21 protein-coding genes and 1 pseudogene are annotated in these 21664 nt (G+C 72.2%); 19 read left to right on the forward strand and 3 right to left on the reverse strand.

Annotation, left to right across the window (positions count from 1 at the left end):
• Positions 1-49 precede the first annotated feature (49 nt).
• The 6 genes and pseudogenes from araA to FL583_RS23300 all read left to right on the forward strand — a co-directional run bounded on the left by araA (position 50) and on the right by FL583_RS23300 (position 7553).
• Positions 50-1534, forward strand: coding sequence for an L-arabinose isomerase (araA, locus tag FL583_RS23280; RefSeq protein WP_142706925.1), 1485 nt, complete (start codon positions 50-52; stop codon positions 1532-1534).
• Between the two features lie 78 nt (positions 1535-1612).
• Positions 1613-3217, forward strand: coding sequence for a methyl-accepting chemotaxis protein (locus FL583_RS23285; RefSeq protein WP_142706926.1), 1605 nt, complete (start codon positions 1613-1615; stop codon positions 3215-3217).
• A gap of 10 nt (positions 3218-3227) precedes the next feature.
• On the forward strand, positions 3228-5546 hold the full coding sequence (locus FL583_RS23290; protein WP_142706927.1) for a hypothetical protein: 2319 nt from the start codon (positions 3228-3230) through the stop codon (positions 5544-5546).
• Positions 5547-5571: 25 nt separating this feature from the next.
• The gene (locus FL583_RS23295) at positions 5572-5976 is read left to right on the forward strand and encodes a VOC family protein (protein WP_142706928.1); all 405 of its coding nucleotides are present in this window, start codon (positions 5572-5574) and stop codon (positions 5974-5976) included.
• A 185-nt stretch (positions 5977-6161) separates the two neighbouring features.
• Positions 6162-6251 (forward strand): annotated as a pseudogene (locus FL583_RS43045) (glycosyltransferase); the annotation flags it as partial.
• A 183-nt stretch (positions 6252-6434) separates the two neighbouring features.
• The gene (locus tag FL583_RS23300; protein WP_420843182.1) at positions 6435-7553 is read left to right on the forward strand and encodes a 5-methyltetrahydropteroyltriglutamate--homocysteine S-methyltransferase; all 1119 of its coding nucleotides are present in this window, start codon (positions 6435-6437) and stop codon (positions 7551-7553) included.
• Here the strand turns inward: FL583_RS23300 and FL583_RS23305 are convergent.
• From FL583_RS23305 to mftR, 3 genes are all read right to left on the reverse strand, one after another.
• Positions 7550-7969, reverse strand: a complete 420-nt coding sequence (locus FL583_RS23305; protein WP_142706930.1) for a patatin-like phospholipase domain-containing protein — start codon at positions 7967-7969, stop codon at positions 7550-7552. The two genes, FL583_RS23300 and FL583_RS23305, sit on opposite strands and share 4 nt — an antisense overlap.
• A gap of 162 nt (positions 7970-8131) precedes the next feature.
• Positions 8132-9586, reverse strand: a complete 1455-nt coding sequence (mftF, locus tag FL583_RS23310; RefSeq protein ID WP_142706931.1) for a mycofactocin biosynthesis glycosyltransferase MftF — start codon at positions 9584-9586, stop codon at positions 8132-8134.
• Positions 9583-10206: a mycofactocin system transcriptional regulator gene (gene mftR / locus FL583_RS23315; protein ID WP_142706932.1), complete on the reverse strand. Its 624-nt coding sequence runs from the start codon at positions 10204-10206 to the stop codon at positions 9583-9585. The genes mftF and mftR overlap by 4 nt, the downstream gene beginning before the upstream one ends.
• 104 nt (positions 10207-10310) lie before the next feature.
• Between mftR and mftA the strand changes: the two genes are divergently transcribed.
• The 13 genes from mftA to FL583_RS23380 all read left to right on the forward strand — a co-directional run bounded on the left by mftA (position 10311) and on the right by FL583_RS23380 (position 21641).
• A complete protein-coding gene (gene mftA, locus FL583_RS23320; RefSeq protein WP_142706933.1) occupies positions 10311-10427 on the forward strand; it encodes a mycofactocin precursor MftA in 117 nt (38 codons plus the stop codon).
• Positions 10428-10440: 13 nt separating this feature from the next.
• Positions 10441-10755: a mycofactocin biosynthesis chaperone MftB gene (mftB, locus tag FL583_RS23325; protein WP_142706934.1), complete on the forward strand. Its 315-nt coding sequence runs from the start codon at positions 10441-10443 to the stop codon at positions 10753-10755.
• A complete protein-coding gene (gene mftC, locus FL583_RS23330) occupies positions 10752-11987 on the forward strand; it encodes a mycofactocin radical SAM maturase (RefSeq protein ID WP_142706935.1) in 1236 nt (411 codons plus the stop codon). The genes mftB and mftC overlap by 4 nt, the downstream gene beginning before the upstream one ends.
• Positions 11988-11997: 10 nt before the next feature.
• A complete protein-coding gene (locus tag FL583_RS23335; RefSeq protein ID WP_142706936.1) occupies positions 11998-13950 on the forward strand; it encodes a mycofactocin system FadH/OYE family oxidoreductase 1 in 1953 nt (650 codons plus the stop codon).
• A gap of 60 nt (positions 13951-14010) precedes the next feature.
• A complete protein-coding gene (locus FL583_RS23340) occupies positions 14011-14823 on the forward strand; it encodes a mycofactocin-coupled SDR family oxidoreductase (RefSeq protein WP_142706937.1) in 813 nt (270 codons plus the stop codon).
• 20 nt (positions 14824-14843) lie between these two features.
• A complete protein-coding gene (locus FL583_RS23345) occupies positions 14844-15683 on the forward strand; it encodes a mycofactocin-coupled SDR family oxidoreductase (RefSeq protein ID WP_142706938.1) in 840 nt (279 codons plus the stop codon).
• Between the two features lie 51 nt (positions 15684-15734).
• Complete coding sequence (locus FL583_RS23350; RefSeq protein ID WP_420843183.1) at positions 15735-16661, forward strand: AAA family ATPase; 927 nt, start codon at positions 15735-15737, stop codon at positions 16659-16661.
• A gap of 24 nt (positions 16662-16685) precedes the next feature.
• Positions 16686-17672 carry a vWA domain-containing protein gene (locus FL583_RS23355; RefSeq protein ID WP_205752383.1) on the forward strand — a complete coding sequence of 329 codons (987 nt, stop codon included), beginning with the start codon at positions 16686-16688 and terminating at the stop codon, positions 17670-17672.
• Positions 17673-17683: 11 nt separating this feature from the next.
• Positions 17684-17995, forward strand: a complete 312-nt coding sequence (locus FL583_RS23360) for a putative quinol monooxygenase (protein WP_142706940.1) — start codon at positions 17684-17686, stop codon at positions 17993-17995.
• The gene (locus FL583_RS23365) at positions 17992-19881 is read left to right on the forward strand and encodes a mycofactocin system FadH/OYE family oxidoreductase 2 (RefSeq protein ID WP_142706941.1); all 1890 of its coding nucleotides are present in this window, start codon (positions 17992-17994) and stop codon (positions 19879-19881) included. Before FL583_RS23360 ends, FL583_RS23365 begins: the two co-directional genes overlap by 4 nt.
• A complete protein-coding gene (locus FL583_RS23370; RefSeq protein WP_170323832.1) occupies positions 19878-20549 on the forward strand; it encodes an FAD-binding protein in 672 nt (223 codons plus the stop codon). Before FL583_RS23365 ends, FL583_RS23370 begins: the two co-directional genes overlap by 4 nt.
• Entirely contained in the window at positions 20546-21217 is a 672-nt protein-coding gene (mftE, locus tag FL583_RS23375; protein WP_142706943.1) for a mycofactocin biosynthesis peptidyl-dipeptidase MftE, read from the forward strand. The genes FL583_RS23370 and mftE overlap by 4 nt, the downstream gene beginning before the upstream one ends.
• Positions 21218-21284: 67 nt before the next feature.
• Positions 21285-21641 (forward strand): VOC family protein, encoded by a 357-nt coding sequence (locus FL583_RS23380; protein WP_142706944.1) that lies wholly within the window; start codon positions 21285-21287, stop codon positions 21639-21641.
• Positions 21642-21664: the final 23 nt, after the last annotated feature.

Below are 21664 nucleotides of genomic sequence, written 5' to 3' on the forward strand. Positions count from 1 at the left end.
GGGACGGGCGCGCAAGATGTGAACGTTCACAATGCGAAAGAGGTACACCATGGGCGCCCCCGAGATTTGGTTCCTCACCGGTAGTCAGGGCCTCTACGGGCCGGAGACGCTGGACCAGGTCGCCGACCAGTCCCGCCGGATCTCCGACGAGCTCGGAGCGGCCGGCCTGCCCGCGAGCGTCGTGTGGAAGCCGGTGCTCACTGACGCGGGCGCGATCCTCCGGCTCTGCGAGGAGGCCAACGCGAACCCGGACGTGATCGGGCTGGTCGCCTGGATGCACACGTTCTCCCCGGCCAAGATGTGGATCGCCGGCCTCGACGCGCTGCGCAAGCCGCTGCTGCACCTGCACACGCAGGCCAACGTCGCGCTGCCCTGGGCCGAGATCGACATGGACTTCATGAACCTCAACCAGGCCGCGCACGGCGACCGCGAGTTCGGGTTCATCCAGGCCCGGCTCGGCGTCGCCCGCAAGACCGTGGCCGGCCACGTGTCCGACCCGCGGGTCGTCGGCCGCGTGGCCGCCTGGGCCCGCGCCGCCCGCGGCTACGCCGAGATGCGGACGCTGCGCCTGGCCCGCTTCGGCGACAACATGCGTGACGTCGCAGTGACCGAGGGCGACAAGGTCGAGGCCCAGCTCAAGTTCGGGGTCTCGGTGAACACCTACGGCGTGAACGACCTGGTCGAGGTCGTCGACGCGGCTCCCGACGCCGAGGTCGACAAGCTGGTCGGCGACTACGCCGAGCTCTACCGGGTGGCGCCCGAGCTGCTGGACGGCGGCGAGCGGCACGAGTCGCTGCGCTACGCGGCCCGGATCGAGGTCGGCCTGCGCGCGTTCCTCGACGACGGCGGCTTCAAGGCGTTCACCACGAACTTCGAGGACCTCGGCGGCCTGCGCCAGCTGCCCGGCCTGGCCGTCCAGCGGCTGATGGCCGACGGCTACGGCTTCGGCGGCGAGGGCGACTGGAAGACGTCGGTACTGCTGCGCACGCTCAAGGCGATGACGCCCGGCGGCACCTCGTTCATGGAGGACTACACCTACGACCTGACGCCCGGCTCGGAGCGGATCCTCGGCGCCCACATGCTCGAGGTGTGCCCGAGCATCGCCGTCGACACCCCCAGCGTCGAGATCCACCCGCTGAGCATCGGCGGGCGCGAGGACCCGGTCCGACTGGTGTTCGACGCGGCGCCCGGCCCGGCCGTCGTAATCGGCATGGCCGACCTGGGGGAGCGGTTCCGGCTGGTCGCGAACGAGATCGAGGTCGTGGCGCCGAGCGAGCCGCTGCCCAAGCTGCCGGTCGCCCGCGCGGTCTGGAAGCCGGCGCCCGACCTGGCCACGTCGGCCGAGTCGTGGCTCACCGCGGGCGGGCCGCACCACACGGTCCTGTCGTCCGCCGTCGGGGTCGAGGAGCTCACCGATCTGGCCGAGATGGTGGCCACCGAGCTGGTCGTGATCGACGCCGGGACCACCCAGCGGACGCTGGCCAACGAGCTCCGCTGGAACCAGGCGTACTACCGCCTGGCCAGGGGTTTCTAAGAGTCTCCTCAACTTTCGCCCTGGGCGCCCGATGGAGGTTTCAGTCGGGTTGTGCCCAGGGTGGAATTGAGGAGCGGCATGGCGCAGCGCAACGTTCTGGTCCGGTGGCTGGGCGACCGCTCGGTCAAGGCCAAGCTCGTGATCGCCCTCGGCGTGCTCGCGGTCGTCGCGATCGCGGTCGGCGTCCTCGGCCTGATGAAGCTCAGCGAGACGAACAAGGACTCGCAGTATCTCTACAACGAGAACGTCCAGTCGCTGATCGCCCTCGGCCGGGTCCATCAGGAAGAGCTCAAGACCCGGATGCTCGTCAACGGGCACGCCACCTCGCTCGACGTCAAGACGATGGACGTGTGGGAAGGCAAGATCAAGGACAGCGACGCCGAACTGGCCACCTGGGAGCAGAAGTACGAGGACCTGGGGCCGGAGGACACGGCGACCTGGAACGAGTTCAAAACGACGTGGGCGCAGTGGCAGGCCTACCGCGACAGCACGCTGCTGCCGCTGAGCCGGGCCAACAAGAACGCCGAGTTCAACGTCGCGCTGAACGGCACCGCGCAGACCCTGGTCAGCAAGGCCGCGGACGAGCTCGACTCGCTCGAGGCCACCGACTCGAACCTCGCCAAGCAGACCGCCAACCGGGCCGGTGACGCCTACCGCAGCGCCCGCACCTGGGTGATCGTGCTGCTGGTCGTCGGGCTGCTGATCGCCGGCGCGCTGAGCGTCGTCATCACGCAGTTGATCGTGGCGCCGCTACGGCGGGTCTCCTCGACGCTGGAGGCGATGGCCCGCGGGGACCTGACGACGTCGGCCGAGGTGAACTCGAAGGACGAGGTCGGCCAGATGGCCGAATCGCTGGGCCGGGCCCAGCAGAGCGTGCGGGAGGCGATCAGCGCCCTGTCGGTGAGCGCCGACACGCTCGCGTCCAGTGCGGACGAGCTGTCGTCGGTCAGCCAGCAGATCGCGAACACCGCGCAGGACGCGTCCTCGCAGGCCGGCGTCGTCTCCGAGGCCTCCGAGGAGGTCTCCCGGAACGTGCAGACGGTCGCGGCCGGGTCCGAGGAGATGGGGTCGGCGATCCGGGAGATCTCGCAGTCGGCCAACGACGCGGCCGGGGTCGCGTCCAAGGCCGTGGACGCGGCGGCCGCGACGAACGCGACCGTCGCCAAGCTGGGCGAGTCCTCGATCGAGATCGGCAACGTCGTCAAGGTCATCACCTCGATCGCCGAGCAGACGAACCTGCTGGCGCTGAACGCGACGATCGAGGCCGCGCGGGCCGGCGAGGCGGGCAAGGGCTTCGCGGTCGTCGCGAACGAGGTCAAGGACCTCGCGCAGGAGACCGCCAAGGCCACCGAGGACATCTCGAAGCGGGTCGAGGCGATCCAGGCCGACACCGACTCCGCGGTGTCGGCGATCGAGCAGATCTCCGGGATCATCGCCCAGATCAACGACTACCAGATGACGATCGCGTCCGCGGTCGAGGAGCAGACCGCGACGACCAACGAGATGAACCGGAGCATCGCCGAGGCCGCGCAGAGCTCCTCGCAGATCGCCGCGAACATCTCCGGGGTGGCCGACGCGACCTCGCGCACGTCCGGCAACGCCGGTGACGCGCGCCAGGCCGCCGAACGCCTCAACGCGATGTCTTCCGACCTCCGCGCGCTGGTCGGCCGCTTCCGTTACTAGTCTGTGCGGCGTGCCCGAGCCGAAGGTTGTGGAATTACTCGTCCACGGGGTCGGCGGAGCGACGCCGAACGAACAGCTCGACGACCCGTCACCGACCAGAGTGTCCGGTGACGGGACCGTCGGCTTCTACCGCCACAAGTCGCCCCCGCCGGGCGTGACGCCGCCGGACGCGCTGCTGGGGACCGGGGCCGAAGGGCCCAACCCGGAGGCCTCGGGAGACTTCCCGGGCGCGCGCAGCGCCGAGGTGCGGGCGAGCCTGGTGCAGGAGGCCTACTGCTGGGGCGGCATCAACTCGGCCACCAAGAGCCGGGCCGCCTGGATCATCCTGGCCCCGTTCACGCTGATCAACGCGGCCTGCTGGATGCGGTCGGCCGGTCCGTCCGATCGGGCCGGCCGCATCGGCAAGGGCCTGCACGAGGCCGCGTCGCGCCTGCTCGCGTTATCGCTGACCGGCACGTTGCTGCTGGCCGCGGGCGGGGTCGGCGTCGACATGATCGGCTGGCAGTGCGCGTCCCGGCCGGAGTGCGGCAGCCGCTGGTCGGTGCTCGAGTTCCTGTCGCGCCCGGACAGTTGGGCGCACCCGGCCGGACGGCGGCTGGCCCTCACCGCGCTGGTGCCGCTGATCCTGCTCGGCCTGCTCTGGTACCTGGCCCGCCGGAGTTGGGTGGCGTACGAGAGCGTCCGGTTCCGCGTCGACGTCGCCGAGGGGACCTCGGGCCTGTCGGCGCCGGGGTTCTGGGAGGGTGAGTTCCAGGTCGGGCGTCTGCGGACGTTGCACGTCTCCCTGGGGGTGGTGACGGTCGCGTTGCTGCTGACCGTTCCGGCGTTCACTGTGGACGGTCTGGGGGACGCTTCGCCGGGCTGGGGTGCGGTGGTTCTCGCCGCGGTGCTCCTCGTGCTGGTGTTGCTGGTCGTGGCGACGGCGGCCCAGGGGAGCGCGCGGGGCTTCCCTGGGGTGGGTGCGCTGCGGCTGGCGTCGTTCGCGGTGCTGGTCGCATCGGTGGTGTACGTGCTGGCGCCGCACTCGTGGCCCGGCCCGGGGCACCGGCTGCCCGGGTACGGGACGCTGCTGATGCTGTGGGTGGGTGCGCAGCTGGTCCTGATCGGGATTCTGGGGATCGCGGCCGTTCTGACCGGACGGGGGAGCAGCGGGCAGATGCTGCGCGGGTTCGTCGCGCCGGTGTTCGCCGCGTTCGGGATCTTCTCCGGGATCGCGTACTCGGCCGCGCTGCTCACCCGGGTCTCGGACTGGCTCGGCCACGGCCGCGACGGCGCGCTGCTGGCCCGGCCGCCGGCCGTCGTGTCGTGGGCGGCGGTGGCGTTCGGCGTCGAGGTCGTTCTGGTGGTGCTGCTCGCGCTGTACCTGGTGGTGCGGGTGACGTGGCGGGTCGGCCGCGGGTGGCGCGGGGTGCTCGACGAGTACCACGTGACCGCGACCGCGCCCGACACCCCGGGCAGCGGCCCGGTGCCGGAGATCTCCGGGCGGGCCCGTCAGCAGGCCAAGAAGATCGTCCGGATGCGCGCGATCGCCGACCTCACCGAGAGCGCGGGCCGCTACCTCGCGCTGCTGGTCCTGCCGCTGGTGGCGCTGGGCACCTACGGCGTCGTGACGACGCTGACGCACTGGGCCACCCCGCCGACGCCGGCCACCTACTCGGTGCAGTACGTCAACCCGGTGCCGGGCGCGGTGACGCTGCTCTACAACGCCGGGTCGTGGGTGGTCGGGGCGACCGCGATCGGGCTGGTCTGGCTGGTCTCGCAGGCCTACCGGAACGAGGCGCTGCGCAAGGTCGTCGGCGTCCTCTGGGACCTGGGGACGTTCTGGCCGCGGGCCGCCCACCCGCTGGCTCCGCCCTGCTACGGCGAGCGGTGCGTGCCGGAGCTCGTCGCCCGGATCACGTTGCTGACCGAGCAGGGGCACGGCGTCGTGGTGTCCGGGCACTCGCAGGGCAGCGTGCTCGCCGCCGCCACGCTGCTGAAGCTGCCCGCCGCGCGGGCCGGACGGGTCGCGCTGCTGACCCACGGGTCGCCGCTGCAGCGCCTGTACGGGCGGTTCTTTCCCGCGTACTTCCACGCGCAGGAGCTGGAGACGCTGGCCGGGCGGTTACCGCGCTGGCGGAACCTCTGGCGGGAGACCGATCCGATCGGAGGACCGATCGAGGCGGTCGAGCGTCATGGCGCGCTGGCCGACCCGGTGCAGTTCTTCCCGGAGCCGCACGAGGTGGCCTATCCGCCGATCCGCTGGCACCTCGACTATCCGCTGGATCCCGCGTACGGCGACGAGCTGGCCGCAGCCGCCGCTACCGTCCGTCAAGGTAACGTTGAGTGACTATTTTCCCAGGCTGGAGGAGCCCATGGTCTCGCGTCTGAACCCCTACGTGCACTTCCGCGGGCAGGCCCGCGAAGCGCTCGACTTCTACCGGAGCGTCCTCGGCGGTGAGCTGAACGTGATGACGTTCGGCCAGTTCGGCGGCGACGCCGAGATTGCCGACCAGGTCATGCACGGCCAGCTGGAGACGCCGGCCGGCTACACGCTGATGGTCTCGGACCTGCCGCCGGGTATGCCGCTCAACCCGGGTGACAACTTCACGGTCAGCATCAGCGGCGACGACGCCGAGGAGCTACGCGGGTACTTCGCGAAGCTGGCCGAGGGTGGCACCGTACAGACGCCGCTGGAGAAGCAGATGTGGGGCGACGAGTTCGGCGCGGTCACCGACAAGTTCGGCGTTCCCTGGCTGGTGAACATCAGCGCGTCGTAGCGTCGTCGGCATGTGCCGACGTCACCGCCGGCGCGGCGGGGCGTCCACAGTGGCTCGGCGTGCGGAGCGGCGTCGAGCCGGACGAGCCCGCGACGGTGGGAGGCGTCTTCCGCCGGTGGGCGGCCGGCTACGTGCGTCGTCACCTGCGTTCGCGGCCCGGCCCGGGCGCCCGGAGCCCGGTCTCGGTGGTCGTTCCGCTGTTCAACCAGGGCCGGTACGTGCGGCAGGCGATCGAATCGGTGCGTGCGCAGGAGACCGCCGCGGAGATCGTCGTCGTCGACGACCCCGGACGAGCTCCGGACCGGACCACGGGTGCCGGCACACCTCTGGACGACCGGCTACGAGCCGAGTGCGTCGGTGGCGCCGCAGCGGCGAGGTCGGGCGTGATCGGGGCGGAGCCCAGGTCGACGTGTTCTACTCGGGCGTCCGTGTCTTCAGCGATGAAGGGGACCGAAGCGATGACTGCACGCACTCGCCCGCCGTTCCGCGCCGATCACGTCGGGAGCCTGTTGCGGCCTCCGAAGCTGCTCGCCGCCCGCGCCGACTTCGCCGCCGGGCGGATCCCGTCCGAGGAGTTACGGGCGATCGAGGACGACGCGATCCGGACCGTCGTCAGAGAGCAGGAGAACACCGGACTGCGGACGGCGACCGACGGCGAGTTCCGCCGGACGTCGTGGCACATGGACTTCATCTACCGCCTCGGTGGCGTCCACCGCGCCGACGAGCAGCTGACGGTCAAGTTCCGGAACGCGCAGGGCGGCCTCGAGTTCACGTCCGCCGCGCTGCGCGTCGACGGTCCGATCACGCTGCCGTCGCCGATCTTCGCCGACGACTTCCTGTTCCTGAAAGACCAGGTCACGACCGGTACGCCGAAACTGACGATCCCGTCGCCGAGCATGGTGCACTACCGCGGCGGGCGGGCCGCGATCGATCCGTCGGTGTACCCCGACCTCGACCAGTTCTGGACCGACCTGTCCGCGGCCTACGCGGAGCAGGTCCGGGCCATCGCCGACCTCGGCTGCACCTACCTGCAGCTCGACGACACGAGCCTGGCCTACCTGAACGACCCGGCCCAGCGCGAGATGGTCGCGGCCCAGGGCGGTGACCCCGACCACCAGCACGAGCGGTACATCGCCCAGATCAACGCGGCCCTGGCCGGGCGCCCGGACGGGCTGTCGGTGACGACGCACATGTGCCGGGGCAACTTCCGCTCCTCGTGGGCCGCCGAGGGTGGCTACGACTTCGTCGCCGAGGCGCTGTTCACCCAGCTCGACGTCGACGGGTTCTTCCTCGAGTACGACGACGAGCGCTCCGGCGACTTCTCGCCGCTGCGGTTCGTGCCGCCGGGCAAGCAGGTCGTGCTCGGCCTGGTCACGACCAAGAGCGGCGCGCTGGAGAGCAAGGACGACCTGAAGCGCCGGATCGACGAGGCGAGCAAGTTCGTGTCGCTCGACCAGATCTGCCTGTCGCCCCAGTGCGGGTTCTCGTCCACCGTGGAGGGCAACGCGCTCACCGCGGCTGAGCAGTGGGCCAAGCTCCGCCTCATCGTCGAGGTCGCCGAGGAGGTCTGGGGCTAATCGAGCGCGCGGCTCGGACGCTCGTCGTCCGGGCCGCTGCCCCATTGCTCGTCGAGGCGCGCGACCGCGTCGAGCATCGTTTCGGCCGAGCGGCGCAGCGCGTCGCGGGCACCGAACACCAGCCGCCGATCGGCGAGCACGGCGTCCGCGTCGGCGTACCCGAGCTCGCGCAGCGCCTCGACCGTGCGGCGGCGGAAGTCCAGCGGCGCGGTCGGGCCACCCGGCCTCCCGGCCGGACCGAGTGGCCGGCTCGGACGGATCTCGACGACCTGGCAACCGCCGAACGCGTGCCGGTCCCAGGTCAGACCGGTCCCGAGATGGATGACGACCGCGGAGCGGCACCCGGCGTGCGTGGTCAGCGCACCGAGCGGCGTGTTGTCCCAGAGAAAGCCGTCGACGTACGACCGCCCGCGCACGTCCGGCGGGGAAGGACAGCGGAATCGCGGAGCTCGCGAGCGCCGCGTCGGCCGGGACCGGGCCGGTCGCGACGCGCCGGCGTCGAGCCGGCCGCGGACGGCGGCGGCCGCCGGGTCCGTCCACTTCAGCGGGTCGGGCCGAATATTTCCGGGCCGGACACCTCACCGTCGCCTGGTGCCGGCCGGGAGGAGCGGGCCGGGGGTGCCGGCCCGCAGCGAGCCCTCCCAGTTGCCGGCCGTGCTGACCGCGTCGTCGAGCAGGCGGGCGGCCAGGTAGCGGTCCAGGCGGGGGCGGCGGCCGGCCTGCCACCAGTCGGTGACGATCGGCGCGGCCACTGCGGCGGCCAGCGGCGCGCGCAGCCTCGGGACCGCGACGGCCGCCGGGACCAGCAGCGGCCACCACACGCGGCCGACGGCCCGGGCCAGGCCCATCGCGGTCACCGGCAGGCCGGCCGCGACCAGGTGCGCCGCCTCGGTGACCGGCGCCGGGACGACAGGCCTCAGCTGCCGGGCCAGTACCCCCACGCCGATCGCGGCGGCGGCCGTGGCCGCCACTGGCCGCCGGGCGGCCAGCAGGACGACGGTGGCCGCGAGCGCCGGGCTCACCCGGGCGGCCGGCAGCGCACCCGGGTGACGACGTTCGAGCAGCCCGATCGAGCGGGCGTAGAGGCGCCGCCGGGCGACGAACGGGCGGAGCCGCGTCCGGTGCTCGTGGCCGATCGTCACCGACGGGACATAGTGGACGTTCCAGCCCGCGTCGACGAGCCGCCATTCGAAGTCGACGTCCTCGCCGATCGGGAGCTCCTCGTCGAAGCGTCCGCCGATCTCGTGGACGGCCCGCATCCGCACCAGCAGGGTCGCGGTCGGGACGTAGGGCACGATCGCGGCCGGCCGGACCAGGCCCGGCGACGGTCCCATGTCGAGCGGCGAGTGCGCGGCCTCGTACTCGCCGAGCCAGCCCGTCCCCGCGCCGTCGCCGTGGCTCGTCACCCGGGGCGCGACGGCGGCCACCTTCTCGTCGGCGAAGTACGGACGCAGCGCGTGCAGCCAGCCGTCGGGAACGACGACGTCGGAGTCGACCAGGGCGGCGAACGGGGTCTCGACCGCGGCCAGGCCGGTGTTCCGGGCCGCGGACGGGCCGCGGTTGACCGGGTGGCGCACCAGCCGGGCGTCGAACCGCCCGGCTACGCCGGCGATCCCGGCGTCGGCCGGGGAACCGTCGTCGACCACGACGACGGGGGCGCCGGGCGCGGTCCGGCGGACCGCCTCCAGGCAGCGGGCGAGCTCGGCCGGGCGCGCGTAGGTCGGGACGACGACCGTGACGTCGGTGACGCCTTCGGCCGGGTCCCAGACCGGGTGGGCCATCCCGGCGTCGAGCAACCGGCGGGCGAGCTTGCGGTGGGGCGCGGCCGGGCCGACCGGGGTGCCGTCGGCCCACGCGCGGATCAGCGGGACGCCGGCCTCGGCCACCCGCAGCAGACGCCCGGGGGAGCCGCCGAGCAGCGTCCGCCCGTCCCCGCTGATCCGGAGCCCGGAGTCCAGCCTCAGCCGAATCCCACCCGGCGCCAGCCCGCCGCCCCCGGCCACGCCGCCGTCCCTCGCCGCGCCGGAACTCATCGCGCGTCCGGTGACTCGTGGCCGGCGAACCCGCTGGCCAGCTCGCCGATCGCCTCGTCCAGCAGCGAATCCAGGTCGGCGTCGGACCGCGCGAGCCACTCCGTGTACGCGGCCAGCGCACACCCGAGCGCCGCGTGCGCCACCAGCTGGGGGAGCAGGTCCTCGACCGGCCGCCCCACCCGACCCGCGACGAACTCCGCGATCACGTCGCGCCACCCGGCGAACCGCAGCGTCGAGTACGCGATCAGCGTCGGCACCCCCACGATCAGCGCCATCCGCCGTCGGTGCAGCGCGACGTGGTCGGCGTCGACCCGGTTGAACGCGACGACCGCCTCGCGGAGCGCGGCCATCATCGGGACGTCGGCCGGCGTGGCCGCCAGCCGTTCGCGGAGCCGGGCCAGCTCGGCGTCGAAGTCGCCCCAGACCAGGTCGTTCTTCGACGTGTAGTAGCGGAAGAACGTCCGGCGGCTGATGCCCGCGGCCGACGCGATCTCGTCGATCGTCGTTTCGTCGAATCCGCGGGTGGTAAACAGCTCTAGTCCGATTTGTTCTAGTTCGTCGTGGGAAGTCGCCGGTGGCCGGCCCATCCGCGCAGGAGGCGGACCCGGCTGGTTCGTCATCCGCTCTTCCTTTCTGCATCGGGTGTCATTAGTGTTGGTGCTGTTCCTGAGTGACGCTCGCCTTTTGCGGCGACGAGCTCCCCATCAGCGCAAAGGAGCATTCCATGCCTTCCGAGACTCTCGAAGCCACCGCCGTCGAGGAGACCGTCGAGGTCGACCTGGTGGAGGACGACCTGCTGGTCGAGGACGTCTCGATCGACGGGATGTGCGGCGTCTACTGAGCCGAGATCAGTCATGACCGCGGTCCCGGACAGTCCCGCGGTTCTGACGAGCTTCGACCTGGATCGCGCCTGGGACGTCCATCCCCAGGTCGCGGTCCGGCCGGAGCCGTTCGGAGCCCTGCTCTACCACTTCGGCACGCGCCGCCTCTCCTTCCTGAAGGACCCGACCCTGCTCGGGGTGGTCACCACCCTGTCGGATCACCCGTCCGCCCGCGCCGCGCTGGCCGCGAGCGGCGCCGACGTACCGCAGCAGCGGCGGCTGGCGCGTGCACTGGCCACGCTGGCGTCCACCGACATGATTACCGCACGGACGGAGGCGTCCTCGTGACGGCACCCACAGCCACCCGCTTGATCGACCACTTCAAGCTCGGTCTCGACGCCCCCATCTGCCTGACCTGGGAACTCACCTACGCGTGCAACCTGTCCTGCGTCCACTGCCTGTCGAGCTCCGGACGTCGTGACCCGCGCGAGCTGACCACGGCCGAGGCCAAGGCCGTCATCGACGAGCTCGAGCGGATGCAGGTCTTCTACGTGAATATCGGCGGTGGCGAGCCCACCGTCCGGCCCGACTTCTGGGAGCTCGTCGACTACGCGACCGAGCACAAGGTCGGGGTCAAGTTCTCCACCAACGGCGTGAAGATCACGCCCGCGGTCGCCGAACGCCTGGCCGGATCCGACTACGTCGACGTGCAGATCTCGCTCGACGGCGCGACCGCCGAGGTCAACGACCACGTCCGCGGCCCGGGCTCGTACGCCACGGCCATGCGCGCGATGGAGAACCTGTCGAACGCGGGCTTCCGCGGCTTCAAGCTGTCGGTCGTCTGCACCCGGCACAACGTCGGCCAGCTCGACGAGTTCAAGGCGATCGCCGACCGGTACGGCGCCCAGCTGCGGCTCACCCGGTTGCGTCCGTCCGGCCGCGGCGCCGACGTCTGGGACGAGTTGCACCTGCTCCCGCACCAGCAGCGTGAGCTCTACGACTGGCTGGTCGCGCACGGCGAGGACGTGCTGACCGGTGACTCGTTCTTCCACCTCGCCGCCTTCGGCGACGCGCTCCCGGGCCTGAACCTGTGCGGCGCCGGCCGGGTCGTCTGCCTGATCGACCCGGTGGGGGACGTCTACGCCTGCCCGTTCGCGATCCACGAGAACTTCCTCGCCGGGTCGGTGCGTGACGCCGGCGGGTTCACCGGGGTCTGGCGCACGTCGGAGCTGTTCCAGGAGCTCCGGCAGCCGCAGACCGGTGGCGCCTGCCGGTCCTGCCAGCACTACGACTCCTGCCAGGGCGGGTGCATGGCGGCCAAGTTCTTCACCGGGCTGCCGCTGGACGGGCCCGACCCGGAGTGCGTGCAGGGCTACGGGGAGAACGCGCTGGCCGGCGTGGTGGCCGGGTCCGCCCCGAAGCCGTCGCTCGACCACTCGCACCGCACCGAGCGGAAGTCGCGTCCGGTGGCGCTCACGCTGACGACCAGACCACCCGACAAGGCCTGCGACGAGAACCCGCTGTCCGGGTTCACCGTGCTGCCGAGCTCCGGATGCGCCTCCGGCGCCTGCGGCTGCTGACCTCAGCACGATGCTCCTCACGGAGCCGGTCGGAGTCGCCGGTGTCTTAGCCCCGTCCCGGGTCGTGTTCGGTCCGCACGAGACCAACCTGGCCCGCGGACGGGCGCTGGGCGACCGGGCCCGCGCGTACTACGCCGAGCGGGCCGCCGGGGGCACCGGCGTGCTGGTCACCGAGGTCGCGTCGGTGACCCCGGACGACTGGCCGTACGAACGGGCGCCGCTGGCGTCCGAGTGCGCCGAGGGCTGGGCGGCCATCGCCGCCGCCTGCCGGCCCTACGGCACGCTGGTGCTGGCCGGACTCGGGCACGCCGGCCTGCAGGGCTCCAGCGCGTACTCGCAGGACGTGCTCCGGGCCCCGTCGCCGGTCGCCGACGTCGTGACCCGCGAGCAGCCGGCCGCCATGGAGCAGCCCGACATCGACGCGGTCGTCGCCGGGTTCGGCGCGGCCGCCGCGCTCGCCGCCGAGGCCGGGCTGGCCGGCGTCGAGCTCAACGCCGGGCCGCACTCGCTGCTGCGTCAGTTCCTCTCCGGCCTGACCAACCTCCGGTCCGACGCCTACGGCACGGACCGGTCCCGCTTCCTGCGGGACGTGATCGCCTCGGTCCGGGCCGCCGCCGGCCCGGATCGGGTGCTCGCTCTGCGCCTGTCCGGAGACGAGGACGCCCCCTGGGCGGGCCTCACCCCGGCGGACGCGTACCGGCTGGTGGACGAGCTGGCCGGAACCATCGACCTGCTGACCGTGGTGCGGGCCGGGCACTACTCGTCGTCGCGCTACCGCCCGACGGCCCGTACCGAACCCGGCTTCAACCGGGAGCTGTGCCGGTCGGTGCGGGCGGTGGCGGCCGGGCGGGTGCCGGTCGTGCTCCAGGGCAGCGTCGTGGACGCCGGAATGGCCCAGGACGCGCTGGACGACGGGACCGCGGACCTGGTCGAGATGACCAGGGCCCAGATCGCCGAGCCCCGGCTGGTGGCGCTGGTCCGGGCCGGGGCGCCGAACCGCGCTCGGCCGTGTCTGCTGTGCAATCAGGCCTGCCAGGTCCGTGACGTCCGGAATCCGCTGGTCAGCTGTGTCGTCGAGCCCCGAGCCGGTCACGAGCTGGACGACGATCCGCCGGCCAGCCGGCCAGGGCCCGGCGATTCGCCCGAGGTGCTGGTCGTCGGCGGCGGCCCGGCCGGGCTGGAGGCCGCTCGGACCCTCGCGCTCCTCGGTCGTCGTGTCCACGTCGCCGAGCGCTCCGCGGTGCTCGGCGGGGCGTTGCGCACGGCCGCGGCCGGGCCGGGGCGGGAGCGGCTCGCGCTGCTGGTCGACTGGCTCGCCGAGGAATGCCGGCGGCTGGGCGTCCGCATGAGCACGGAACGGACCGTCACCCCGGCCGACGTGCACGGGACCGTGATCCTCGCGACAGGGTCGCGGCCTGCGAACGCGGCCGGAACGGTCGACGTACTGGACGTGCTGAGCGGGGCAGCGGAGCTGCCATCAGGAGCGGTCGTCCTGGACGACCCGGTGGGCGGGCCGGTCGCGGTCGCGCTGGCCGAGCAGCTGGCGTCGGCCGGGCGGACCGTGCACGTCGTCACGCCCGACCCGGTGCTGGGCGCCCGCACCCCCGAGCTCGCCGACGCGAACTTCCGGCTCGAAGCGCTGGGTGTCCACCGTGCGCTGCGCAGTCGCGTCGCGGCGATCCGGCCCGGCGAGGCCGAGCTCGAGCACGTCTGGACCGGCGAGCGGCGCACGGTCGCCTGCGCCGCGGTCGTCGACTGCGGCCACCGCCGGCCCGACGAGACGTTCGCCGAGGTCGACGCGGTGAGAGCGGGCGATTGCGTCGCCCCGCGGACGGTGTTGGAAGCCGTGCTGGAGGGCCGCCGAGCGGCGTTCGCGATCGTCGCGCCACCATCCCGGGCGAGCGACAGCTCGCCTCAGTTACCCGCGGGGCATCGATCCCGCGTCGCCGCACTGCCCGTGTGACAACGATTACCCGGCAGTGCATCACCCACCGAGGTAAGACAGAGATAGAGGAGGCGCGCGATGGGGCGTGTCGAAGGAAAAGTCGCATTCATCACCGGTGCCGCTCGCGGCCAGGGTCGTAGCCACGCGTTACGGCTGGCCGAGGAGGGCGCCGACATCATCGCCGTCGACCTGTGCGGCCCCGTCCGCGGTGTGCCGTACGCGGCCTCGACGCCGGACGACCTGGCCGAGACCGTCAAGCTCGTCGAGGCGCTCGACCGCCGGATCATCGCGACCCAGGTCGACACCCGCGACCGCGACGCGCTGAAGGCCGCGATCGACGACGGCGTGGCCGAGCTGGGCAAACTGGACATCGTCGTGGCCAACGCCGGTATCTGCATCATCGGCGGCTGGGACCAGATCACGCCCGAGGTCTGGCAGGACACGCTCGACGTGAACCTGACCGGCACCTGGAACACCGTCCAGCTGGCCGCGCCGCACCTCGTCGCCAACGGCGGCGGGTCGATCATCATGACCAGCTCGGCGGCCGGTCTCAAGGGCCTGCCGTTCCTGACGCCGTACGTGGCCAGCAAGTTCGCGGTCACCGGCCTGGGCAAGGCGTTCGCGCACGAGCTGGCCGAGCACAACATCCGGGTCAACACGCTGCACCCCACCGGCGTCGACACCCCGATGGGCAGCTCGGAGGGCACCTCGGCGTTCGGCGATCTGCTCGCCGCGCACCCGAAGCTCGGCGGGATGCTGGCCAACAGCCTGCCCGTCGAGGTCACCGACCCGCGCGACCAGAGCAACGCCGTGTTGTTCCTGGCCTCGGACGAGTCCCGGTACGTCACCGCGCTGTCGATGACCGTGGACGCGGGTAACACGCAGTACTGATCCACAGGGGAGGAACCGTCATGGGACGGGTAGAAGGCAAGGTCGCATTCATCACCGGCGCCGCCCGCGGCCAGGGTCGTAGCCACGCGTTACGGCTGGCCGAGGAGGGCGCCGACATCATCGCGATCGACGTCGCCGAAGACATCCCCAGCGTCACCCGGTTCTACCCGGGCGCCACCGAGGCCGATCTTCAGGAGACCGTGAAGCAGGTCGAGGCGCTCGACCGGCGCATCATCGCCAGCAAGGTCGACGTCCGCGACTACGACGCGTTGAAGGGCGCGCTCGACGCCGGAGTCGCCGAGCTCGGCCACGTCGACATCGTCAGTGCGAACGCCGGCATCTTCCTGCACAGCGACAAGACCCACGAGGTCAGCGAGAGCGACTGGGACGACGTCCTGGACATCAACCTCAAAGGTGTCTGGCACACGGTGAAGGCCGCGATCCCGCACCTGATCGCGCAGGGCACGGGTGGCTCGATCATCCTGACCAGCTCGACCGCGGGCATCAAGGGCACGCCGAACGTGGCTCCCTACACCGCGAGCAAGCACGGCGTCGTCGGGCTGATGAAGACGCTCGCGCTGGAGCTGGCCGAGTACAACATCCGCGTGAACAGCGTCCACCCGACCGGGGTGGCGACGAACATGATCCTGAACGAGACCACGTTCAAGCTGTTCCTGCCGGACGTCGAGCACCCGACGGCCGAGCAGGCCGCGCCGGTGTTCCAGAGCACGAACGCGCTGCCGGTGCCGTGGGTCGAGCCGGTCGACATCAGCAACGCGCTGCTGTTCCTGGCTTCGGACGAGGCCCGGTACGTCACCGGTCTCGAGATGAAGATCGACGCGGGTTACACCACCAAATGAATGCTGGCCGGCCCTCCGGGGCCGGCCACCCTCATAGGAGCATGAATGACCATGACTACCGCCCCCGACGTGGTCGCTGCCCGGGGCCGCGTGGGTGCCCGCCTGGTCGGGCGGGAGCGCGAGCTCGACCTCGTGCTGGCCGCCGTCGCGGCCGGCCGGGACATCGTTTTGGAAGGCCCGCCCGGGACGAGCAAGACCACGATGCTCACCGCGATCACCGCCGAGTGGGGCATCCCGCTGCTGTTCGTCGAGGGCAACGCCGACCTGACCCCGGCCAAGCTGGTCGGCCACCACAACCCCGCGCGCGTGCTCAAAGAGGACTACAGCGAGGACAACTTCGTCCCCGGGCCGCTGTCCGAGGCGATGCGCCAGGGCGGCTTCCTCTACATCGAGGAGTTCAACCGGGCTCCCGACGACACGCTGAACACGCTGCTCACCGCGATGGCCGACCGCCGGCTGTCGATTCCCCGGGTGGGCACGATCGAGGCGCTGCCGACGTTCCGGATCATCGCGTCGATGAACCCCTACGACAACGTGGGCACGACCCGGCTGTCGTCGAGCGTCCACGACCGGCTGTGCCGGCTGGCGGTCGACTACCAGTCCTCCTCCGCGGAAGAGGGGATCGTCGCGCTGCGGACCGGGCTTCCGGCCGGCAGCGACCTGGTGCGCGACGCGGTCGCGGTCACCCGGGCCACCCGCGAGCACCCCGACGTGCGTCAGGGCTCCAGCGTCCGCGGGGCGATCGACCTCGCGCTCGTCGCGGTGCAGCTCGGCGCGCTGCGCGGCCTGTCCGTCTCCTCGGACGTCTCGCGTGCGTCGACCGACCCGTACGCTCAATTGGTTCTGGACGCCATGCTGGTCGCGTTGTCGGGCCGCATCCATCTGGACGAGGCCGCCGACACGACGCCGGAGCGCGTGCTCACCGAGATCTGGGAGGACCGGTTCATCCTGCAGCCGTCCGCGGCCCAGCCGGGTTGAAGAGCGGTCGAGGCCGACTCGCCGGTGCAACGCCGGTCCGACCGGGCCGGGCGGGGCAAGCCGCTGAAGCGGAAGCCCAAACAGCTCGACGAGGAGCCGACCGAGTTCCGGCCCTCGCGGTCCTCGTCGGGTCAGGGGCGGGTGCTGACCGGGCGCGGTAAGCGGGATCGGAAGGGACCGCAGCTGCCGGGTTCGATGGCTCCGGGGCAGACCGACGAGGAGGCCTCGCTGGTCGCGCTGGATCCGTCGGAGAACGGCGTCGATCTGGCCGTGCGGGCCCGGGCCCGGGAGATCGCGGCCCGGCTGTCGCTGCGGCGTCCGCGTCGGGATCGTCGTCTGCACCGGGGGGTCGGCGACCTGGCGTCGCTGCCGTACCGGGACGGATCGGCCGACCTGGACCTCGACCGGACCCTCGACGCGCTGATCGGGAACCCGGACGAGGTCGACGACGAGTCGGGTATCGACCGGCGGATCATCGTGCGCGAGCGGGTGCAGACGCGGCGGTCGGTGGTGCTCGTCGTGGACGTGTCCGGGTCGATGAAGGGTGAGCGGATCCGGACCGCGGCGGCGACCGTCGGCGCGGTCGCGGGCGAACTCGCCGACGACGACCTCGCGGTGATCGCGTTCTGGTCGGACGCGGCCGTGCTGTTGCCGCTCGGACGGCCCGCCCGGCCCTCGGACCTGCTGGACCTGCTGCTGTCGGTGCCGGCCCGGGGCCTGACCAACGTCGGGTTCCCGTTGCAGTTGGCGGCGCGGGAGCTGGCCCGGGTGCCGGCCCGGGACGCGCGGGTGCTGCTGCTGTCGGACTGCGTGCACAACGCGGGGCCGGATCCGCGGGTGTTCGCGGCCCGGTTGCCGCGGCTGGACGTGCTGCTCGACGTCGGGACGCCGCCGGGCGAGCACGACCTGGATCTGGGCCGGGACCTGGCCCGGGCCGGGCGCGGGCTGGTGCGTCCCCTGTACTCGCACCGAGACGTGGCGCCTGCTCTGACGTCGATATTCGCTTCTTGAGAGGGGTTCGCATGCCGATCATCGTCGCTACGGTTCTGCCCAAGCCGGAGGACCGCGCAGCGGTCAGGGAGGCGTTGCTGGCGGCCGCGCCGGCCGTGCACCAGGAGAAGGGGTGTCACCTCTACGCGATGCACGAGAACGACGAGAAGTTCGTCGTGATCGAGAGCTGGGAGTCGCTGGAGGACATGGGCGTGCACGCGGCCGGTCCGGCGTTCACCGCGATGTCGGCCGCGCTGGAGGGGAAGCTGACCGCGCCGCTGGACGTCGTGGTGCTGTCCGCGCTGCCGGCCGGTGACCCGGCCAAGGGCGCCTTGCCGGCGTGAGCCTGCTGTACTCCCCGTTGCGGTTGGGTCGGCTGACCCTCCGTAACCGGGTGGTGTTCTCCGCCCACCTGACGTCGTTCGCGGACGACGGGCTGGTGACGGATCAGCACGTGGAGTACTACGCGGCCCGGGCTCGCGGGGGCACCGGGCTGATCATCACCGAGGAGCACACCGTGCACCCCTCGGACCGGCCCTACGAGAAGATGATCCGGGGCTATTCGCCGGAGGTGCTGCCGGGGTACCGCCGGCTGACCGCGGCCGTGCACGGCGCCGGGGCGGCCGTGCTCGCGCAGCTCAATCACAACGGCGGGCAGTCGTCGGGGATGTACACGCGGCAGCCGGTGCCGGCCCCGTCGGCGGTGGCCGACCCGATGTTCCGGGAGGTGCCCCAGGCGCTTCCGAGAATCTCGATCGATGCCCTGGTGCGGGCCTACGCGGCTACCGCGGCCCGGTGCATCGAGGGCGGGTTCGACGGGGTCGAACTGCAGGCTTCGCACTCGTCGCTGATCCGGCAGTTCCTCTCCGGGGCGACGAACCGGCGGACGGACCTCTACGCGGACCGCAACCGCTTCCTGCTCGAGGTGATCGCGGCCGTGCGGGCGGCGATCGGCGACGCGGTACTCGGGGTGCGCCTGGGCGGCGACGAGATGATCGCGGCCGGCATCACGCTGGACTCCGCGGTGGCGACGGCGCGGGTGGTGGAGGCCACCGGGGCGGTGGACTACCTGAACACGTCGATCGGGGTCGCGACCGAGACGCTGTTCCTGATCCAGGCCAGCATGCGGGTGCCGGCCCGGTATGCGCTGCACATTCCGGCGGCTCTGCGGGCGGCGGTGTCGCTGCCGGTCGTCGGAGTGGGGCGGTTCAAGGATCGGACGCAGGCGTCGAAGGCGCTGGAGTCCGGGATCGCCGACCTGATCGGCGTGGTGCGGGGGCAGATCGCGGACCCGGACTGGGCGTCCGGCGGGTCGCGGACGTGCCTGTCGTGCAACCAGGAGTGCGTCGGCCGGGTGGGGTTCAACCGGTGGATCGGCTGCGTGGTCAATCCGTCGGCCGGGCGGGAGTCCGTCGTGGTGGCTCCGCCGCGGCGGCGGTCGCGGGTCGTGGTGGTCGGTGGCGGACCCGGGGGTCTGCAGGCCGCGCTGACCGCGGCCTCGCGGGGCCACGCGGTCACGCTGTACGAGCGGTCGTCGCAGCTCGGCGGGGCGGTCCCGCTGGCCGCCCGGGTCCCCAGCCGGGCCGAGTTCGGGGAGCTGACCCGCTCGTTGGTGGCCGCGGTCGCCCGGGCCGGGGTCTCGGTGCGGACCGGGTTCGCGCTCGACGCGGCCGCGGTGACGGCCGATGCTCCCGATGCGGTCGTGCTCGCGACCGGCGCGCGGCCGGTGCGGCCCTCCTGGGCCACCTCTCCCCGCGTGGTGGACGTGACCGACGTGCTGTCGGGGCGGGTCGCGCCGTGGGGCCGGGTGCTGGTCTACGACGAGCTGGGGTTCCATCAGGCGACGTCGGTCGCCGAGCTGCTCGCGTCGCGCGGGTGCGCGGTGGAGATCGCGACGCCGGGGATGATCGTCGGGCAGGACCTGGGGACGACCCTGGACCTGGAGCTGTGGACCCGGGCCGCGGCCGATCTCGGGATCGTGGGCACGCCGGACGTGACGGTCGCGGCCATGGACGGGGACGTGGTGACGCTGGCCCACCATCCGACCGGGACGGTGCGGGAGCGGACCGTGGACTGGGTCGTGTCGGTGGTGCAGCCGGCGCCGGAGGATTCGCTCTGGCGTGCGTTGCGCGGGGCACCGTTCGCGGTGCACCGGGTCGGGGACTGTCTGGCGCCGCGGCGGGCGGATGCGGCGGTCCGGGAGGGCGAGCGGGTCGGGGCGGCGCTGTGAGCCGGGTCGTGGTGATCGGGGGTGGGGTTGGTCTGGGGGCGGTGAGTGCGGTCGTGGATGTGGCCGGGTGGCTCGGGGCTTCGGTCGGGGTGACTCGGGCGGCTCTGGACGCGGGGTGGTTCGACGCGTCGTTCCTGGTGGGGGTGTCGGGGCGGACGATCGCGCCGGTGCTGTACGTGGGGTTCGGGGTTTCGGGGGCGGGGTTTCACGAGATCGGGGCGCCGGTGCACGTGGTGGCGGTGAACACGGATGTCGGGGCGCCGTTGATGGCTCGGGCCGATCTGGCGCTGAACACCGATGCGGGGGCGTTGTTGGGGGAGCTGCAGGGGCGCGAGTTCGTTCCGGCGGCTACGCGTCCGCCTGAGGTTGTTGTGGAGGCGCGGGCGGAATCGCCTGGGGTGCCGGGTGGGACGGCGTTCGAGCGGCTGAGGGCGTTGACCGGGGCCCCGGTACGGGGCCGGCCGACGCGGGCGGATGGGCCGGCTCGGGCCGGTGGGGCGCTGGACGTGGGCGGGGTGCTGGACGTGGGCGGGGGGCTGGACGTGGGCGGGGTGCTGGACGTGGGCGGGGGGCTGGACCTGGGCGGGGGGCTTCGGGCGGGGGAGGCGGCCGACCGGCTGGTCGGCTTTCTTCGGCGGCACCACTACCTGGGAGACTCGACAGGATGAGCGAATTGGCCGACCGGACCTGGCCGGAGATCTCCGGCGACGACGTGCTCGCGATCCCGGTCGGGTCGACCGAGCAGCACGGCCCGCACCTCCCGTTTTCGACCGACACCGACGTCGCAGTAGCGCTCGCCCGGGCGTTGGCCGAGCAGCGCCCCGACGTGCTGGTCGCCCCAGCGATGCCGTACGGCTCGTCGGGCGAGCACCAGGCGTTCGCGGGAACGCTCTCGATCGGGCCGTCGGCGATCGAGACCGTGCTGGTCGAGCTGGGCCGGTCGGCGACCGAGACGTTCGGACGGATCCTGTTCGTGTCCGGCCACGGCGGAAACGCGATCCCGGTCAACCGCGCGGTGCGACGGCTCCGCAGCGAGGGCCGCGACGCGCTCGCCTGGGCCCCGCGCTGGAAGGGCGACGCCCACGCCGGCCGCACCGAGACGTCGGTGCAGCTGTGGCTCGACGATTCCCGGGTGAGTCTGCAGCGCGCCGAGCCGGGCAACACCGCGCCGCTGGCCGAGCTGCTCCCGACGATGCGCCAGGCCGGTCTCCGCCCGGTGACCCCCAACGGAATCCTCGGCGACCCCACCGGAGCCACCGCCGAGGAGGGAGCCCAACTACTGGCCGAAGCCGCGGCCGATCTGGCCACCACCGTGGCCCGCTGGCTGGACTCTTGACCCTTAGAACCGGGAAATCGGGGTATCGCTCTCGCGTCCTGATGACGAATAGGGTGAAGGGGCAGCAATGGCTACAGGTGTTGCGTCGGTTTGGGTTCCCGTGGACGACATGGACCGGGCCGTCACCTTCTACCGCGACGTGCTCGGTCTCAAGCTCACCGACGAGCAGCCGCAGTGGAGCGAACTGGACGCCGGCGGCCTGATGATCGGCCTCAACGCGCGCGAGGGGGCCAGCCAGCACGCCGACGGCGGCGCGGTGATCAGCTTCCGCCCGGACGACGACATCGAATCCGAGGTGGACCGCCTGCGAGCCGCCGGAGTCAACTTCACCGGCGAGATCAGTGACCACGAGTGGGGCCGGATCGTCCCGTTCAAGGATTCGGAAGGCAACGACCTACAGCTCTACGCCCCGCCGAAGAACTGATCTCGCGGAACCGTTGCACGCTT

Source organism: Cryptosporangium phraense (assembly GCF_006912135.1).
GTDB classification, from domain to species: domain Bacteria; phylum Actinomycetota; class Actinomycetes; order Mycobacteriales; family Cryptosporangiaceae; genus Cryptosporangium; species Cryptosporangium phraense.

Bases quoted from the DNA above. Each gene is read 5' to 3' on its own strand.
- araA (WP_142706925.1), top strand. From the start codon at position 50: ATGGGCGCCCCCGAGATTTGGTTCCTCACCGGTAGTCAGGGCCTCTAC.
- FL583_RS23285 (WP_142706926.1), top strand. From the start codon at position 1,613: ATGGCGCAGCGCAACGTTCTGGTCCGGTGGCTGGGCGACCGCTCGGTC.
- FL583_RS23295 (WP_142706928.1), top strand. From the start codon at position 5,572: ATGGTCTCGCGTCTGAACCCCTACGTGCACTTCCGCGGGCAGGCCCGC.
- FL583_RS23300 (WP_420843182.1), top strand. From the start codon at position 6,435: ATGACTGCACGCACTCGCCCGCCGTTCCGCGCCGATCACGTCGGGAGC.
- mftF (WP_142706931.1), bottom strand. From the start codon at position 9,586: ATGAGTTCCGGCGCGGCGAGGGACGGCGGCGTGGCCGGGGGCGGCGGG.
- mftR (WP_142706932.1), bottom strand. From the start codon at position 10,206: ATGACGAACCAGCCGGGTCCGCCTCCTGCGCGGATGGGCCGGCCACCG.
- mftA (WP_142706933.1), top strand. From the start codon at position 10,311: ATGCCTTCCGAGACTCTCGAAGCCACCGCCGTCGAGGAGACCGTCGAG.
- mftB (WP_142706934.1), top strand. From the start codon at position 10,441: ATGACCGCGGTCCCGGACAGTCCCGCGGTTCTGACGAGCTTCGACCTG.
- FL583_RS23335 (WP_142706936.1), top strand. From the start codon at position 11,998: ATGCTCCTCACGGAGCCGGTCGGAGTCGCCGGTGTCTTAGCCCCGTCC.
- FL583_RS23340 (WP_142706937.1), top strand. From the start codon at position 14,011: ATGGGGCGTGTCGAAGGAAAAGTCGCATTCATCACCGGTGCCGCTCGC.
- FL583_RS23345 (WP_142706938.1), top strand. From the start codon at position 14,844: ATGGGACGGGTAGAAGGCAAGGTCGCATTCATCACCGGCGCCGCCCGC.
- FL583_RS23350 (WP_420843183.1), top strand. From the start codon at position 15,735: ATGACTACCGCCCCCGACGTGGTCGCTGCCCGGGGCCGCGTGGGTGCC.
- FL583_RS23360 (WP_142706940.1), top strand. From the start codon at position 17,684: ATGCCGATCATCGTCGCTACGGTTCTGCCCAAGCCGGAGGACCGCGCA.
- mftE (WP_142706943.1), top strand. From the start codon at position 20,546: ATGAGCGAATTGGCCGACCGGACCTGGCCGGAGATCTCCGGCGACGAC.
- FL583_RS23380 (WP_142706944.1), top strand. From the start codon at position 21,285: ATGGCTACAGGTGTTGCGTCGGTTTGGGTTCCCGTGGACGACATGGAC.